A 16,595-nucleotide genomic window follows, 5' to 3' on the forward strand; every position below is an offset into this window, starting at 1 on the left:
GCCTGACCAGCAGAAGATCAGGGTTCGGGAAGTTGAGGAACAGAGACATGGAATGGCGAGACCGCATCACCAGTGACCCGGCCATACTGGTCGGAAAGCCCGTGATTAGAGGCACACGGATTTCCGTTGAGCTGATTTTGGGCTGGCTTGCCAACGGCTGGTCGCACCAACAGCTCCTGGAGTCCTACCCGCACATCACGCGTGAGGACATTCTCGCGGCGCTCGCCTTTGCCGCTGAGATGATGCACGACGAGCAATACATTGCTGCTCACAAGGCTGTTGCGTGATCCCTCCGCTGATCGTCAACGAGAACTTTCCGGCGCCTTCAGTGCGTCTGCTGAGAGCCGCGGGCGTGGATGTACTCGCGGTGCAGGAAGCGATGCCAGGCGCATCGGATGAGCGAGTGCTGATGGCAGCGCACGAGTCAGGGCGGTGGCTGGTGACGTTTGACCGCGACTATGGCGAACTGGTGTTTTCCAAGCGTCGGGCGCCACCGCCGGCGATCCTCTATTTGCGTCAGGAGCCCGTACCTCCGACGTGGCCAGCCGAGCGATTGCTGGAGTTGTTGGCCGCGCCGGACAAGCTCGTCGGCAATCTATCCGTCATTACCGAACATGGCGTGCGGCTGCGGCGCTTGCCCGGACAAAACCCCTGAGCGAGCGTCTGCCACCGATCAAGCCCATTCCAATCAAGGATCGGATATCGGTTCTTTATGTCGAGAAGGGCAATCTCGACGTGCTGGATGGGGCCTTCGTCGTGGTCGACAAGAACGGTGTCCGCACCCACATTCCGGTGGGCGGCGTCGCCTGCTTGATGTTGGAAATCGGTACGCGCATTTCGCATGCAGCGGTCCGTCTGGCGGCGCAGGTCGGCACACTGCTGGTATGGATCGGCGAGGGAGGCGTACGGCTCTACTCCGCAGGTCAACCGGGTGGCGCGAGGTCCGATCGCCTGCTGTATCAGGCACGCCTGGCACTGGACGACGATGCCCGGCTCAAGGTCGTACGCGAGATGTATCGTCGCCGATTCGGTGAGGAGCCGCCTGCGCGGCGCAGCGTTGAGCAATTGCGTGGTATCGAAGGCGCGCGCGTCCGCAAAACCTATCAATTGCTGGCGCAAAAGTTCGGTGTGGAATGGAAAGCCCGCAATTACGACATCGAAAGCTGGGATGCAGGTGATTTGCCCAACCGCTGCTTGTCAGCCGCAACATCATGTCTGTACGGAGTGACAGAGGCGGCTGTGCTGGCAGCTGGCTATGCACCCGCGATCGGCTTTATTCACAGCGGCAAACCGCTGTCCTTCGTCTACGACATGGCCGATCTCTACAAATTCGAGACCGTGGTGCCGATCGCATTTTCCACGGCAGCGGGTCAGCCAGCCGAACCGGAGCGGCAGATCCGGCTGGCCTGTCGGGATGCGTTTCGTCGCACTAACCTGTTGGAGCGGATTATTCCCGACATCGAAGCGATCCTTGCCGCTGGAGAACTCGCGCCGCCGCAGCCAACGGGGGAGCAGATTCCACCGGCGATTCCAAATCCCTCAAGTTTGGGCGACCCGGGGCATCGATCCGGATGATCGTAGTCGTGCTCGAAAATGCGCCCCCGCGTCTGCGCGGCAGAATGGCGATTTGGCTTCTGGAAGTGCGCGCCGGTGTCTACGTCGGGGACTACAACCGGAAGATTCGAGAATATCTCTGGAATCAAGTCCGCGAGGGAATCGAGGGCGGCAATGCCGTCATCGCATGGAAGGATGCCACCGACGAAGCCGGGTTTCGCTTCGATACTGTCGGCCAAAATCGGCGGGTTCCTGTCGACTACGACGGCACTCGGCTTGTGGAGTTCTTACCCCAGGACGCGCGGCTTCCCGATACGTAATTGGTTCTTCAGCAATCAAGGGAAATCGATATATGATCGCGCCTCAGATTGGCGGTAGAATTTCGAGACCTGAAAATAACTAATGCTGTCAGTTATTTGCGTTTAGTGCGTTCCCCGTGTGAGCGGGGATGAACCGACTGATCGGCTTTCGGATATCGTTTCGCTTGTGCGTTCCCCGTGTGAGCGGGGATGAACCGCGATGGACGATATGAGTGCCAAGGCCGAGAACGCGTTCCCCGTGTGAGCGGGGATGAACCGGCATCGCCGCCGAGCGCATCACAGTGCCCGACGCGTTCCCCGTGTGAGCGGGGATGAACCGGATTCCCGCCGGCTCTGGCAATGGAAGGCCGCGCGTTCCCCGTGTGAGCGGGGATGAACCGAATGCAACGACGAAGCCAGGCGATCCGATCGAGCGTTCCCCGTGTGAGCGGGGATGAACCGCCGCTCGCCTTGCGCTCGATCAGGGTGCAGTCGCGTTCCCCGTGTGAGCGGGGATGAACCGGCCTCGGCGAGCAGTGGATGCACGACTTTCGACGCGTTCCCCGTGTGAGCGGGGATGAACCGTTTCGTGACGAATACTGCGAGCAGGCAGCGAGGCGTTCCCCGTGTGAGCGGGGATGAACCGGCTTGTTCGGCAATTCGTCGCGCGGGCTGCGGGCGTTCCCCGTGTGAGCGGGGATGAACCGAATTTCGAGCAGAGATCCATCAAGCGCTACGCGCGTTCCCCGTGTGAGCGGGGATGAACCGAGAGCGAGCGTTGCGTTCGTCCTCAGGCATGGGCGTTCCCCGTGTGAGCGGGGATGAACCGGCATCAGCAGGCGCCCCCATAGGCAACACGAAGCGTTCCCCGTGTGAGCGGGGATGAACCGTTCCTGGCTGCGGTAGAGGCTGGCGATATCGGGCGTTCCCCGTGTGAGCGGGGATGAACCGGTGTAGCGGTGGCAGTAGCGCGCACAGGCTTCGCGTTCCCCGTGTGAGCGGGGATGAACCGGGTGAGGCCACTTACCGCGCATGCCTTGAAACGCGTTCCCCGTGTGAGCGGGGATGAACCGGCAAACTTGTTCCGGTGTACGGCTGCGAGCCTGCGTTCCCCGTGTGAGCGGGGATGAACCGCCCAGCTAGAGGCGTGCAGAGCGGGGGCTGAGGCGTTCCCCGTGTGAGCGGGGATGAACCGGTGCCGGATCTAGCCAGGGGGACCCTCTCCCTGCGTTCCCCGTGTGAGCGGGGATGAACCGCCCAGCAAATCAGACATGGACGGCGGCCAGTTGCGTTCCCCGTGTGAGCGGGGATGAACCGGATAGTGAATCCCTCGATACCGTCAATACTCTGCGTTCCCCGTGTGAGCGGGGATGAACCGGAAGACAAGGCGGTGCTCGAAGGTCTCGTGAAGCGTTCCCCGTGTGAGCGGGGATGAACCGCTCTGGGTGCGGCCGGAAAACGTTGAACGCGTGCGTTCCCCGTGTGAGCGGGGATGAACCGGTACTGGAACACGGCGCCGACTGGGGTAAGAGGCGTTCCCCGTGTGAGCGGGGATGAACCGTCTTACAAATGCAGTGCAGGCACGCTCTATTTGCGTTCCCCGTGTGAGCGGGGATGAACCGGTCGGCGATCAACTTCGCCCCGTCGCTCTCCAGCGTTCCCCGTGTGAGCGGGGATGAACCGTGATGACCCAGGTTGACGACACGGTAACGGTAGCGTTCCCCGTGTGAGCGGGGATGAACCGTTCGGCACCTGGGATCTGGCGCTCATGGCCTAGCGTTCCCCGTGTGAGCGGGGATGAACCGCCCGACTACTGACGGGGGGACGCGAGGCAAGCGCGTTCCCCGTGTGAGCGGGGATGAACCGAAGTCGCTAGGCTGGGTGCCTTTCAATACTGGGCGTTCCCCGTGTGAGCGGGGATGAACCGGTGCCGCTGCTCGCCGGACTCATCCAGAGCGGGCGTTCCCCGTGTGAGCGGGGATGAACCGGCAGAGACGACGCGACCCAATGCCGCCGCCAAGCGTTCCCCGTGTGAGCGGGGATGAACCGGTTCTACCTACCAGGCCGCGGCGAAACCGTTGCGATCAGCATCGCCAAGCGCGATCAACTTCGATTGTTGATCGACGATCGCGATGCCCGAGCCTATGCCAGAGCTTTGAATCTCTACGGCCGTATTTGAATCCCTACGGAATTGCCAGCGCGTTTTTAACGAAGGTATCGCTTATCGAACCAGAATGGCTCGATATTTCCTTCCATCAGATGCATCGGTGCCTGCGGGTGGGCCGGGTTGATGATGTAGTTAGTGGAATGAGCCAACAGAGCCGACGGCACGGGCAGCAATAGCCCGGCACCCGAGGCTAACCAAGCGTCGCCGACTGCCTGGCTTGTCGGTTCGTTGGCCTGCCAGCCTGGCGGGAGCGTTGGAGATGGGGAAATCACTGCCCCGTCCGCTACGTCAATCGGTATCAGTTTCAGCGTCAGCGGAATCGACGTCAGCGTGAGTCGCATATGAGCCATGGTCTCGATCATCGCCAAGGCTGGATGCTCCCCGGCGTAGATAACCAGACGCCCTACGGTATGCCAGCGGCCGGAGGTGTGAAGTCCGCCTGTTCCGTCAAGACCCGGCCAGGCGGAAATCCGCCACAGCCGCATCAGACAAACCCATAGGCCGTGCGACTGATGTGCGACTCAACCAAGCGAGCGCCGGCATCCGTCGCTGCCAAGGCCATGGGCGTAATCGGCGCCTGATCGCGTAAGTATTCGGCAGGAGTATTGAACCATTCGAGGGCGGCACTTTCATCGCCGAACAGTCCGACCGCTTCTGAGAACACGCGCGCCAGACGGACAACGCGCTCGGATTCGGCTTCATTAAAACGACCGCTGCTCGTGAGGCGGCGTCGCACGGTGCTTTCGGGCGCTACCATGTTGGCCGGGAAGCGGAGCTTGTTCGCTATCCGTTTGTAGGTGCGCACGGTGATGCCCTGCGTGACAACGCGGATGACATCCACCTCGGAATCGACCTTTAGATCAAGCAGGCGGCCGATTCGGGTGAACACATTTTCAACTTCGGTAACTGGACCAGGAACATCGCTCATAGGCCGCCTCCATTTGAGCGGTATTGTACGCCATATGGCGGGCAGCGCCAGCACGGCCTGTCAGCACGGTAGCCGTGCTGCTGCGGGCTATCCCTGCCGTCCCGGATGCCGGTAAGCCCACCCTATGAGATGCCATATGACTCCGACGGTTTCGCTCCCCTCACTTAAACCATAGCCGCCTTCGATTTCGACTGTAGCGGCGGAAACGCCAGCGCCATCACCGCGGCAGCGATACCGATACCGAAGGAGCCGATGTAGAGCCCGTCGTAACTGCGGAAGCTGTCGTAGATCCATCCGCCGACCGCCGGGCCGAGTGCCATACCGAGGCTAGAGATCATGGCGGCGGCGCCGAGTACGGTGCCCATCATGCGCAGGCCGAAGTAGTCGCGGATCAATAGCGCGTAAAGCGGCATGGTGCCACCGTAGGCCGCGCCGAAAATGGTTGCCAATGCGTAGAACGTGCCGAGGTCACGCGCGAACATGTAGGCGCCTGCGGCGATGGCCTGCACCGTCAGGCCCGCGATCAATGTGGTCTTGACGCCGATGCGGTCGGCCAGCACACCCAGCAGCACGCGGCCACCCAGACCGGCCACACCTTCGACGCTGTAGATGGTCACCGCGGCCATCGTCGGCAGGCCGCAGCCGATGGCGTAGCTCACCGTGTGGAAGATCGGACCCGAGTGTGCCGCGCAGCAGCCGAAGAAGACCAGGGCCAGGATGATGAAGTGCGGCGTGTGCAGGGCCTGGACTACGGTCGATGCGCCCGAGCTGCCGATATCCGCTGTCGTGTCGATGGGAGCGCCTGCCGCCGCAGCGGCCTTGGGCGGCGAGCGCACCAGCAACGTGGCCGGCAGCAGGATCAGCGTCGCGAGCGCGGCGATGATGAGTTGGGCGTTGCGCCAGTCGGTGTGCGTGATCAGCCAGGCCGCGAAAGGCGACACAGTGAGCGGCGCCACGCCCATGCCGGCGGAGACCAGCGAGACGGCGAGGCCGCGATGCTCGTCGAACCAGGCCGAGACAATGGCGATCATCGGCGCGAAGAAACTGCCGGCGGCAATGCCGACGATGCCGCCGTAGTAAAGCTGGAACTCCAGCAGGCTTTGGGCGCGGCTGGCCAGGAACAGGCCCAACCCCAGCAGCACGGTGCCGCAGAGCACGACGATGCGTGCGCCGTAGCGGTCGCTGAGCGCGCCCCAGCCGAAGCCGGCGACGCCCATCGCGATGAAATCCAGCGTCATGGCACCGGAGATGCCGACGCGCGACCAGCCGGTAGTGTCCGCCATCGGTTGCAGGAATACGGCGAGTGAGAACAGCGCGCCCATGGCGACGCAGGTGATCAGCGCGCCAGCGGCGACCACAACCCAGCCGTAGTGCCGCTTCATGATGATGCTCCCTCACGGATACTGCTGTCCTGAGTCACTTTGACTATCACCCTAAATCGCATCCTGAGTTCTCCGGTTTCGCCAAGCCTGCAAGCGCCTGTTTTTTACCGCTCATATGGATACGACGAACAAGGTCAGCGGAAATCGACGCGGCCGACAAATTTTTTTTGCCCGTCGTGTGGAGCCCAGCGGTGGGAGGCGCCGACATCGACCCCACCACCACGATGGGACAATTCACCGAAGTCGGCACCAATATCTACTTCAGCGCGCGATCCTCACTGCTCGGTGACGAGCTCTATGTGCTGCGAAGGACCGAGGCTATCGCCGGCGATGATTCTGCACACACCGCCATTGGTACGCCGGTTGTCATCCCGGTCATCGCCAATGACGGCTCGTTGCTGGGTACGGTGAATCCCGGGAGCGTATTACTGTCCGATCCACCCGAATCGGGCACTGCAATCGTCAACGGCGACGGCACCATCCGTTACACGCCCAATTCGGGTTTCAGCGGACTCGACCGCTTTCGCTACACGGTTCAGGACGACCTCGGTCATTCGTCAAAACCTGCAACGGTGCAAGTACTGGTTGCGCAACCTTCTGGCCCGGCTCCGGGAACCTCTCCTCCGTCAGGCGAAGTGCCGTCGCCCGGCGGTAGCGGAAGTGGCGGAGGCGGAGGTGGTGCACTCGATCTGGCCTCGCTCGGAGCACTGCTGACCCTTTTGCTTGCTAAACGTCGACTTCCTCAGCATGCGAAAGCGCAAACTTAAAAGCGGATATTCACATCGGTTGAAAGCGCTTGGGAGACGAGGGACGCGGACTATTGCCCATATTCTTTTGTTTGCGAATCTTCTGAAGAACTTTTTGTGGGTCGGGCTTCAGCCCCGGCGATTCGCGTTCGCGACCAGCCGGTGCAGCGCCGCCACCATCGTGTCGATTTCTTCGAAGGTGTTGTAGAACGCGATCGACGGACGCACCGTGGCCTCGACGCCGAAGCGGCGCAGGATCGGCTGCGCGCAGTGATGGCCGGAGCGCACCGCGATGCCGTCCTGGTTCAGCGCCTTGCCGACTTCTTCGGTCTGATACCCGTCGAGCACGAAGGACATCACGCTGGTCTTGTCCTTGGCGGTGCCGATCAGGTGCAGGCCGGGAACCGTCAGCAAACCCTGAGTGCCGTATTCCAGCAGCTCGTGTTCGTAGCGCGCGATGTTCTCAAGGCCGATGCGTTCGACGTAGTCCAGCGCCGCGCCGAGTCCGACCGCGTCGGCGATGTTGCCGGTGCCGGCTTCGAAGCGCGCCGGCGGGCCGTGATAGATCGTCTTGTCGAAGGTAACGTCCTGGATCATGTTGCCGCCGCCTTGGTACGGCGGCGTGTGCTCCAGGATTTCGCGCTTGCCGTAGACCACGCCGATGCCGGTCGGGCCAAAAATCTTGTGGCCCGAGAACACGTAGAAGTCCGCGCCGAGTGCCTGCACGTTGACGCGCAGATGCGACACGGCCTGCGCGCCGTCGACCAGCACTTTCGCGCCGGCACGCTGGCCCATCTCGACGATCTGCTTGATCGGCGTGATCGTGCCGAGTGCGTTCGATACCTGCGTGACCGCGACAATTTTGGTGCGGTCGTTGAGCAGCTTCTGGTACTCGTCGAGACGCAGCTGGCCGCTGTCGTCGACCGGAATCACCCGCAATTTCGCGCCTTTTTCAGCGCACAGCATCTGCCAGGGGACGATGTTGGCGTGGTGCTCCAGATGCGAGACCACGATCTCGTCGCCCTCGAGCACGTTCTGCCGGCCCCAGCTGAAAGCGACCAGATTGATCGCCTCGGTGGCGCCGCGCACGAAGATGATTTCCTCGGACGAACTCGCGCCGAGAAACTTCGCGACCTTGTTGCGCGCGGATTCGTAGGCGTCGGTCGCGCGCGCGGCCAGCTCGTGTGCGGCGCGATGGATGTTGGAGTTCTCGTGCGCATAGAAATACGCGAGCCGGTCGATCACCGATTGCGGCTTCTGCGTGGTCGCGGCGTTGTCGAACCAGATCAGCGGACGGCCGTTGACGCGCTCGCGCAGGATTGGAAAATCGCGGCGCACCGCATTGACGTCGAAAGCGGGCCGTGCGCTTGGCGTGGCGGGCTCGTCGCGATCGACGTGCTTCGGCTCCGGGTGCGACAGATCGGTGAAGTAGTAGCTCGGTGCGGACGCGGGCTTGCGTACCGGGTCGGCTGCAGGCTCTGGCACCTGCGCCGCCTGCAACTTTTCAGAGCCCGGCAAGGCAAACGACTGCGCACTGATCAGATCGCTGGAGGGTGCTCCGCTGGCCGTGGCCGGATAGCTGCTGGATTCGCCGACGAAGTAATACGGTGTCGAGGGAACCGGCGCATTCGGCGGCGTGGGTGCGCCCGCGAAGGTCGGCAGTGAGGGCTGCACATCCGGCGACTGCTGGCTCGGCGAGGTGCCGCCGCGTGTCTGCGGATAGCCATGGCTTTCACCGAGAAAGTAGAACGGGCTGTCCGGTTTCAGCGACGCCGGCGCAGCCGGGATAGCCGCAGGCACGCCGAAATCGGCGAGCCCCGCAATCGGCGCAGCCGCTGGCGCATTTGCCGCATAAGCCTCGGGTACGCCCTGCAGCGGACCGCTGCTGCGGCCCGAAGCCGGCACGGCGGTCGATGCGGCGGCCGGCACGTCCGGTGTCTGCGCCATCGTCGGTACCAACCTTGGCGTGATCGCCGACGGCGGCGCCATATGCTGAGCGACCGCCGACTGCGTGACCGGGAACGGCGGTGTTGCCGGCAGCGATGTCGGCTGCGGCATGACGTTGTACTGGCCCAGCGTTGGAACGCCGGGCGCCGGCGGCGCACCGAAACCGACAGGGCGCGTCGGTGCCGCCGGCGACAGCTTGCCCAGCGGCGTCGTGCCCGGCTCTGCCTGGAACAGCTGGTTCGCCAGTGCCGTCAGCGACGCGATATCGGGCAGCGCCGACTCACTTGTAGATGTCGGGATAGTCATGGAACTTGTTCACTTCCACGTCTTCCAGCACCGCCAGCGCGTCTTCGGTCAGCACCGCGAGCGAGCAGTACAGCGAGATCAGGTACGAGGCGATCGCGTACTGGTCGATGCCCATCAGGCGCACCGACAGGCCCGGGCTCTGTTCGCCGGCGAGGCCGGGCTGGAACAGGCCGACGATGCCCTGGCGCTTCTCGCCGACACGCAGCAGCAGAATCTTGGACTTGCCGTCGGCAACCGGCACCTTGTCGCTGGGGATCAGCGGCACGCCGCGCCAGGTGATGAACTGGCCGCCGAACAGGCTCACGGTCGGCGGCGGTACGCCGCGGCGCGTGCATTCGCGGCCAAATGCGGCAATCGCCAGTGGATGGGCGAGGAAGAACGCGGGCTCCTTCCAGACCTTGGTCAGCAGTTCGTCGAGGTCATCCGGTGTCGGCGCGCCGCTCAGCGGATACACGCGCTGGCTCTCGGCGACGTTGGCCAGCAGGCCGTAGTCCGGGTTGTTGATCAGCTCGCTTTCCTGGCGCTCCTTGATCGTCTCGATGATCAGCCGCAGCTGTTCCTTGATCTGATCGTGCGGGCTCGAATACAGGTCGGAAACACGGGTGTGGATGTTGAGCTTGCTGGCAACCTGACGCAGCCAGTATTCGCGCGGATGCTCCTCATAATCGACGTAGGAGTTCGGCAGCTCGCCGCTCTCGGTGACCGAGCAGGCGGTGCGGATGTCGGCCGGATTCCTGACCTTGTTGACGCGGAACACGCCGGCTTCCACCGGCAGCCACTGCAGCAGATGCACCAGCCAGCGCGGCGTGATGATGGCCAGCTGCGCATGCGTCTTGGTGGTATTGGCAAGTTGATGCGCGGCGGCGTCGCCCACGGTTGGTGGGGCAATGTATTCGGCCATGACGGTTCCTTGTCTTAATGGATCAGAAAAAAAATCTAAAGATAGATTGGCCGGACCTAAGGAGTCTGGCTACAGGCTATCGCCACCAAGCCGACGAACCGGCGATTTACTGGTGCGTGCCGAGGCCGCTTGCTCGCAGCGGCTCACCAGCACCGACAGTCGAAGATGCAGCGCCGACGCGAGCTTGTCGGCGGTGACCAGCGAAGCCGTAACCTGGCCGCGCTCGATCTCGCCGAGATAACTGCGGTTAAGGTCCGCGGCTTCGGCGAGCCGCTCCTGCGACCAGCCATGATCCATGCGCGCTTCGCGAACGGCGCGGCCGAAGCGTTTTTCCAGCAGGGTCATCGGCCCTGTGCTTTGTCGATCGCCGTCGTGGATGCGCCGACGGCATGTTCCAGCCGTGCCTGCGTGACCTGGCTGCCGGGCGGCACGCTGCGTGTCAGCCAGACGTTGCCGCCGATGCTGGAGCCGCGGCCGATGGTGACGCGTCCCAGGATCGTCGCGCCGGCATAGACGACGACGTCGTCCTCGACGATCGGGTGCCGCGGCCGGCCTTTCTGCAGCGCGCCGCCTTCTTCAGTCTCGAAGCGCTTGGCGCCCAGCGTCACGGCCTGGTAGATGCGCACGCGCTCGCCGATCTCGGCAGTTTCGCCGATGACCACGCCGGTGCCGTGATCGATGAAGAAATGCGCGCCGATGCGGGCGCCCGGATGGATGTCGATGCCGGTCTCGGAGTGCGCGAGTTCGGCGACGATGCGCGCGATCAGCGGCACGCCGAGTTGGTACAGCTGATGCGCGAAGCGGTGATGGATCAGCGCCAGCACGCCGGGGTAGCACAGCAGCACTTCGTCGACGCTCTGCGCAGCCGGGTCGCCACGAAAGGCGGCCTCGACGTCGGAATCGAGCAGCACGCGCAGGCGCGGCAGCTGCGCCGCGAACGCGGCAACGATTTCACCGGAGTGCCGCGCCAGTTCCTGCGTGCTCGGCTCGCTGCCGTCGCCACGCCAGCGGCAACTCAGCTCCAGGCGCACCTGCGCGGCGAGCCCGGTCAGCGCGGTATCCAGTGCATGGCCGATATAAAAGTCTTCGCCCTCGCGCTTCAGGTCGGGCGGGCCGAGCCGCAGCGGAAACAGCGCGCCGCGCAGCAGCGCGACGATGTCGCGAACGCTATCGCGCGACGGGAATTCGCGCTCGCCCAGATCGCGGCTGCGGCTGCGATTCTCGCGCCAGCGGCCGCGCACTTCGCGCAGCTCGGCGACGATCGCGTCCAGATCCCAATGGCTTTGCGCCGCCAGAGGCGGCGCTTCATGCAGACTCATGCGGCGATGCTCCAGTGTCCTGTCTCAGAGATTGCTTGATGAATTCGCGAGTCACTTTTCGTGTCTGGCAAGGCGCGACGACGAGCCATAGTCGAACTATGGCGAGGAGGAGCAACGCGGCCAGGCGCGAAAAGGGGCCGCGAAGTCGCATGCGAATCTCTGAGACAGGACACTAGTCCTGTATCCAGGGCAGGCCGCGCAAGCGCCAGCCGTCCCGCTTGCCGCGCTGATGCGCGGCGTCGAGCTCGCCCTCGAAGCCTTCGAGCACGTTGTAGATCTGGGTGAAGCCGGCCTTGGCTGCGGCTTCCGCTGCCAGCACCGAGCGCTTGCCGCTGCGGCACAGCAGAATCGCCAGCTGGTCCTTCCTGACCTTGGCCTCGAGTTCGCGGACGAAGCGCGGATTGCGCGTCAGCGCGGTGCCGGTGGCCCAGGCGACGTGCACGCTGTTCGGCACCTCGCCGACGAACTTGCGCTCCTCGGCGCTGCGCACATCGACCAGCACCGCAGCACCGCTTGCGACCAGGTCCCAGGAGTCCTGCGGACTGATGCTGCCAGCGTATGCCAGCTTCGCCTGGACCGCCTCGGCGCGCGCGCGGGCAACCGCCGCCGGAAGTTCCGAAGCGCCGTTCGGCACGCCGGCGGTAGCATCGGCGATGCGCTGCTCGATGCTGGCAACAGCTGGGTGGCTCATGCGATCTTCCTGAGGTTGTAGGACAGCGACCTTGCCGGTGTACCGGCCTGCCCCTGAAGCGGCCCACTGTAGAAACGCCCGTTATGTTTTAGAACGAACTTAATGCGATGTTGTAATGTTTGAATGGAATAAAACCTCGGGCTCGCCCAGCGAGATATCGTGTCGCCGCCCTAATCAGGCACCGATCAGGCCCGATCAGACACCCGAAATACAAGGACAAATGGAACGATCGAACTGGCTGATGCGCTATATGGGCCTGTTCATGTCGGGCCTGCTGCTCGCGGTATGCAGCGATACCGCGCAGGCGGAGGTGCCGTCCGCGGTGCAGGCGCGGCTGGCGCGCGGCATCAATCTGTCGTTCTGGTTCACTTATCGTGGCAACCCGACGATCGACCCGCAGCTGTTCCGGCCCGACGATGCGGATCTCGCCAATCTGCGGCGCATGGGTTTCCGCCACGTGCGTATCGCTTTCGATCAGGCCTGGCTGGTCGATGCGGGCATGCCCTCGCGCGCGAATCCGCAGCGCGCCGCCGAACTCGCCGACGCGCTGCAAAAAGTCGCCTCGCACGATCTGATGGCGGTCGTCACGATGAACGCCGACAACGCATACTTGAAGCGCCTGCTCGGCGATCCGGCCACGCTCACCGCAGCGTCGGCTTTCTGGTGGAGTCTCGCCAAGCAGCTGTCGTCGCGTCTGCCGCCTGCCATGCTGGTATTCGAAGTGCTCAACGAGCCCGGCAATGACGATGCGGCCGCATCACTGAAAGTCATGCAGACCCTGGCCGGATCGGTGCGCGATGCGGCGCCGGCCTACACCATTGCGGTCGCCGGCCATAAGTATTCGTCGATCGACGAGCTGCTGGCGCTGACGCCGTTCCAGGATAAAAACCTGATCTACAGCTTCCACTTCTACGAGCCGTTCAACTTCACCCACCAGGGCGCGACCTGGGGCTGGCCGATGTGGGCCAGGTTCCGCGGGTTTCCGTATCCCTCTTCGGTCGAGGCGCTGGCGCCGGTATTGCCCGGGCTGGATGCCGACGCGCGCCCGCATGCGGCCTACTACGGCCAGCAGAACTGGAACCGCGCCAAGCTCGCGTTGATGCTCGACCGCGTTGCCGAATGGAAGAACCGGAACCAGGTACCGGTCTGGTGCGGCGAATTCGGCGTGGTCAAAACCTATGCGCCGCCGGGTTCGCGCGAAGCCTGGCTGCGCGACACGCGCGAACTGCTGGAGGCGCGCGGCATCGGCTGGACCCATTTCGATTTCACCCAGCATATGGGGCTGGTCGATGGCCCGCAGGGTGCGCGGCTGTGGAATCGCGGCGCGGTCGAAGCCCTGGGTCTGGAGCCGCCCGCCCGATGAATCCCAGAACCGGAGTAGGGCGGGTCGTGACCCGCCGTTCTATCCTCGACCGAAAACGGCGGGTCGCGACCCGCCCTACACTGGGTGCTCCCTGGCAATGAAGGATATCGAACGCGCCTGCGCGGCCAGCCGCTTTCTGCAGCGCGCCGTCGAGCGCCATCCATCGTGGCTGGGCGACGGCAGCCTGGTCGCCGCAAGGCACGCCGGCGGCATGGCGGCCGAACTCGCCGCCGCGCTGGCCGACATGCAAGACGAGAGCGGGGTGATGCGCCTGCTGCGCACGGTCCGCGAACGCGAGATGGCGCGCATCGCCTGCCGCGATCTCTGCGGCCTGGCCGAGCTTGACGAGACGCTCGGCGATCTGTCCGAGCTTGCCGAAGTCTGCCTGCGCGCTGCGCTGGATTTTGCGCTGACCCAGCTGCGCCAGCGCTACGGCGAGCCGCGGGACGCCGCCGGCAAGCGGGTGCAGCCGGTGGTGCTCGGCATGGGCAAGCTCGGTGGCCGCGAGCTGAACTTCTCGTCGGACATCGACCTGATTTTCTGCCATACCGCCCCTGGCGAAACCGATGACTGCGGCAGCGGTTCCGGTGCGCTCGACAACGCGGAATTCTTCAAGCGCGCGGCGCAGTCGGTCACACGGCTGCTGTCGGAGCGCACCGAGCACGGCTTCGTGTTTCGCGTCGATCTGATGCTGCGCCCATTCGGCAGCGCCGGCCCGGTGTCGATCGCGATCGACGCGGCCGAGGACTATTACCAGGAGCACGGCCGCGAGTGGGAGCGTTACGCCCTGATCAAGGCACGGCCGGTCGCCGGCGACATCCAGGCCGGCCTGGAATTCCTGCGCAGCCTGCGGCCTTTCGTGTATCGCCGCTATCTGGACTTCAACGCGATCGGCAGTCTGCGTGCGCTCAAGAAGCTGATCGCCGATGACGTCGCACGGCGCCGGCAGGACGACAACGTCAAGCTCGGCACCGGCGGCATCCGCGAGCTCGAGTTCATCGCCCAATCGTTCCAGCTGGTACGCGGTGGCCAGGAAGCGCCGCTGCGCGATACACGGCTGCGGCCGGTGCTGCGCTGGCTCGGCCAGACTGGTTATCTGTCGCCGGAGACGGCGCAGCGGCTCGACCAGCACTACGTTTTTTTGCGCCGGCTCGAAAACGCGATCCAGATGTACGCCGACGAGCAGACGCATTCGCTGCCGCACAACGAGGAGGCGCGGCAGGCGCTCTGTCTGGCGCTCGGCTTCGCCGGGTGGAGCGAGCTGAGCTTGCGCTTCGCCGAGGTGCGTGCCCAGGTGCACGAGGAATTCCGCCGGATCTTCGCCGAGCCCGGCGACCAGCAGGCCGAAGTGGGGCTGGCCGGATGGCTGGTGGAATTGTGGAACGAACCCGAAGGCCAGCCGCTGGCGCCCGACGCCGCCGGTTTCGGCGATGCGGCGGCCAAGGTCACCAAGGCGCTGCGCGATCTGCGCGATTCTCGCAGCGTGGGCAGCCTGAGCCCGGCTTCGCAGCAGCGACTTCAGCAGCTGTTGCCGCTGCTGATTGAAGAGGCGCAGCGCCATGCCGATCCGGCGCTGGCGGCGGTGCGCACGCTGGCCGTGGTGCAGGCGATCGGCGGCCGCTCCACCTATCTCACCCTGCTGCGTGAATCGGCAGTCGCGCGCGACCATCTGGTCAGGCTGTGCGCGGCCAGCCCCTGGATCAGCCAGCTGCTCGCGTCCAACCCGGGGCTGCTCGATACCTTGCTCGACACGCGCGCGCTGTACGCGCCGCCGGATCGCGAGGGCATCCGGCAGGATCTGGCCGAAGTGCTGTCGCATATCCCGGTGGATGAGGTCGAAGCCGGCATGGATGCGCTGCGCCGCTTCCGGCTGGAGACCACGCTGCGCATCGCTGCCTGCGACGTCGCCGGCAGCTTGCCGGTGGTGCAGGTCAGCGACCGGCTGACCTGGCTCGCCGAAGCCGTGCTGCAGGCCGCGTTCGATCGCGCCTACACCGAGCTTGGCAAAACCTACGGCGAACCGCTGCGGCTCGACGATACGCGCGCCGGATTGTGTGCGCTGGCTTACGGCAAGTTCGGCGGCATCGAGATGGGCTACGGCTCGGATCTCGACCTGGTCTTCATCCACGACTGCGACGCGCCGGAGCGCGACACCCGCGGCGGCGAGCGCAGCATCGTCGGCAGCACGTTCATGGTGCGCTGGGCGCAGCGCGTCATTCACTGGCTGGCGACGCTGACGCCGGCCGGCCGCGCCTACGAAGTCGATCTGGAACTGCGCCCCAGCGGGCGCTCGGGCCTGGCTGTGGTCAGCGTCGAGGGCTTTTCCGAGTACCAGCGCCGCGAGGCCTGGACCTGGGAGCACCAGGCGCTGACCCGCGCCCGTCCGGTCGCCGGCAGCCCAGCAATCGGCGCGCGGCTCGAAGCGCTGCGCCGCGACGTGCTGTGCCAGCCGCGCGACGCCGAAAAACTGCGAGCGGATATCCGCGACATGCGCGCCAGGATGCGCGCCAAGCTGGAACGCCGCGAGCCTGGCTGCTGGGACATCAAGCAGGGCGAGGGTGGGCTGATCGATATCGAGTTCATCACGCAGTACTTATTGTTACGCGAAGCGCCGCGCGCACCGGCGCTGGTCGAGTATTCGGACAACTGGCGCCAGCTCGAGGCGCTGACCGTGGCCGGTGTGATCACGCCAGGGGACCGCGATGCGCTGATTCAGGCCTATCGCGTACTACGCGCCTGGAGCCATGCCCGCGGCCTGCAACAGCAGCCGGTGGTGGCGCCCGAGGATGCGTTCAGCGTAGAGCGCGAACGGGTGAGCCGGATCTGGAGCGCGGTCGGGCTGTAGCGAGTAGGTTGGGGTGAGCGCAGCGAACCCCAACATCGGCGCGGACACACGTTGGGGTTAGCTGCGCTCACCCCAACCTCCTGGTGAGTCGTCGCGTGAAACTCCTGTCATCGATCAACCGCTAAACTAGCCGCCTACCTGCGCGAG

Annotated in this window: 15 protein-coding genes and 1 CRISPR repeat array; of the genes, 7 read left to right on the forward strand and 8 right to left on the reverse strand. The window is 64.6% G+C overall.

What is annotated here, in order from left to right; all coding sequences use genetic code 11:
* The first annotated feature begins 47 nt into the window (after positions 1-47).
* The 4 genes from JWQ90_RS09695 to cas2e are packed head-to-tail and all read left to right on the forward strand — an operon-like array spanning position 48 to position 1,874.
* Complete coding sequence (locus JWQ90_RS09695) at positions 48-287, forward strand: DUF433 domain-containing protein (RefSeq protein ID WP_299692769.1); 240 nt, start codon at positions 48-50, stop codon at positions 285-287.
* On the forward strand, positions 284-655 hold the full coding sequence (locus JWQ90_RS09700; RefSeq protein WP_299692772.1) for a DUF5615 family PIN-like protein: 372 nt from the start codon (positions 284-286) through the stop codon (positions 653-655). The genes JWQ90_RS09695 and JWQ90_RS09700 overlap by 4 nt, the downstream gene beginning before the upstream one ends.
* Positions 652-1,575, forward strand: a complete 924-nt coding sequence (gene cas1e / locus JWQ90_RS09705) for a type I-E CRISPR-associated endonuclease Cas1e (protein WP_366919484.1) — start codon at positions 652-654, stop codon at positions 1,573-1,575. The genes JWQ90_RS09700 and cas1e overlap by 4 nt, the downstream gene beginning before the upstream one ends.
* Positions 1,572-1,874, forward strand: a complete 303-nt coding sequence (gene cas2e, locus JWQ90_RS09710) for a type I-E CRISPR-associated endoribonuclease Cas2e (protein ID WP_299692778.1) — start codon at positions 1,572-1,574, stop codon at positions 1,872-1,874. Before cas1e ends, cas2e begins: the two co-directional genes overlap by 4 nt.
* Before the next feature lie 107 nt (positions 1,875-1,981).
* Positions 1,982-3,902: direct repeats of the CRISPR family, unit length 29 nt; unit sequence GCGTTCCCCGTGTGAGCGGGGATGAACCG.
* 156 nt (positions 3,903-4,058) lie between these two features.
* On the opposite strand, the gene JWQ90_RS09715 is transcribed toward cas2e, so the two are convergent.
* The 3 genes from JWQ90_RS09715 to JWQ90_RS09725 all read right to left on the reverse strand — a co-directional run bounded on the left by JWQ90_RS09715 (position 4,059) and on the right by JWQ90_RS09725 (position 6,330).
* Positions 4,059-4,505 (reverse strand): RES family NAD+ phosphorylase, encoded by a 447-nt coding sequence (locus JWQ90_RS09715; protein ID WP_299692781.1) that lies wholly within the window; start codon positions 4,503-4,505, stop codon positions 4,059-4,061.
* The gene (locus JWQ90_RS09720) at positions 4,505-4,948 is read right to left on the reverse strand and encodes an antitoxin Xre/MbcA/ParS toxin-binding domain-containing protein (protein ID WP_299692784.1); all 444 of its coding nucleotides are present in this window, start codon (positions 4,946-4,948) and stop codon (positions 4,505-4,507) included. The genes JWQ90_RS09715 and JWQ90_RS09720 overlap by 1 nt, the downstream gene beginning before the upstream one ends.
* A gap of 164 nt (positions 4,949-5,112) precedes the next feature.
* The gene (locus tag JWQ90_RS09725) at positions 5,113-6,330 is read right to left on the reverse strand and encodes an MFS transporter (protein ID WP_299692787.1); all 1,218 of its coding nucleotides are present in this window, start codon (positions 6,328-6,330) and stop codon (positions 5,113-5,115) included.
* Positions 6,331-6,521: 191 nt separating this feature from the next.
* Between JWQ90_RS09725 and JWQ90_RS09730 the strand changes: the two genes are divergently transcribed.
* Positions 6,522-7,097 (forward strand): Ig-like domain-containing protein, encoded by a 576-nt coding sequence (locus JWQ90_RS09730; RefSeq protein ID WP_299692790.1) that lies wholly within the window; start codon positions 6,522-6,524, stop codon positions 7,095-7,097.
* 108 nt (positions 7,098-7,205) lie between these two features.
* Here JWQ90_RS09730 and JWQ90_RS09735 read toward each other — a convergent pair whose 3' ends face one another.
* The 5 genes from JWQ90_RS09735 to JWQ90_RS09755 all read right to left on the reverse strand — a co-directional run bounded on the left by JWQ90_RS09735 (position 7,206) and on the right by JWQ90_RS09755 (position 12,240).
* The gene (locus JWQ90_RS09735) at positions 7,206-9,329 is read right to left on the reverse strand and encodes a family 2A encapsulin nanocompartment cargo protein cysteine desulfurase (RefSeq protein WP_299692793.1); all 2,124 of its coding nucleotides are present in this window, start codon (positions 9,327-9,329) and stop codon (positions 7,206-7,208) included.
* Positions 9,304-10,230, reverse strand: a complete 927-nt coding sequence (locus JWQ90_RS09740; RefSeq protein WP_299692797.1) for a family 2A encapsulin nanocompartment shell protein — start codon at positions 10,228-10,230, stop codon at positions 9,304-9,306. Before JWQ90_RS09740 ends, JWQ90_RS09735 begins: the two co-directional genes overlap by 26 nt.
* Before the next feature lie 69 nt (positions 10,231-10,299).
* Positions 10,300-10,575 carry a helix-turn-helix transcriptional regulator gene (locus JWQ90_RS09745; RefSeq protein ID WP_299692799.1) on the reverse strand — a complete coding sequence of 92 codons (276 nt, stop codon included), beginning with the start codon at positions 10,573-10,575 and terminating at the stop codon, positions 10,300-10,302.
* Entirely contained in the window at positions 10,572-11,549 is a 978-nt protein-coding gene (epsC, locus tag JWQ90_RS09750; RefSeq protein WP_299692801.1) for a serine O-acetyltransferase EpsC, read from the reverse strand. Before epsC ends, JWQ90_RS09745 begins: the two co-directional genes overlap by 4 nt.
* Before the next feature lie 172 nt (positions 11,550-11,721).
* Complete coding sequence (locus tag JWQ90_RS09755) at positions 11,722-12,240, reverse strand: rhodanese-like domain-containing protein (protein ID WP_299692803.1); 519 nt, start codon at positions 12,238-12,240, stop codon at positions 11,722-11,724.
* Positions 12,241-12,460: 220 nt separating this feature from the next.
* On the opposite strand from JWQ90_RS09755, the gene JWQ90_RS09760 reads away from it, so the two are divergent.
* Entirely contained in the window at positions 12,461-13,603 is a 1,143-nt protein-coding gene (locus JWQ90_RS09760) for a cellulase family glycosylhydrolase (protein ID WP_299692805.1), read from the forward strand.
* 97 nt (positions 13,604-13,700) lie between these two features.
* On the forward strand, positions 13,701-16,448 hold the full coding sequence (gene glnE / locus JWQ90_RS09765; RefSeq protein WP_299692807.1) for a bifunctional [glutamate--ammonia ligase]-adenylyl-L-tyrosine phosphorylase/[glutamate--ammonia-ligase] adenylyltransferase: 2,748 nt from the start codon (positions 13,701-13,703) through the stop codon (positions 16,446-16,448).
* Positions 16,449-16,595: the final 147 nt, after the last annotated feature.

Source organism: Hydrocarboniphaga sp., assembly GCF_028291725.1.
Taxonomy (GTDB): Bacteria; Pseudomonadota; Gammaproteobacteria; order Nevskiales; family Nevskiaceae; genus Hydrocarboniphaga.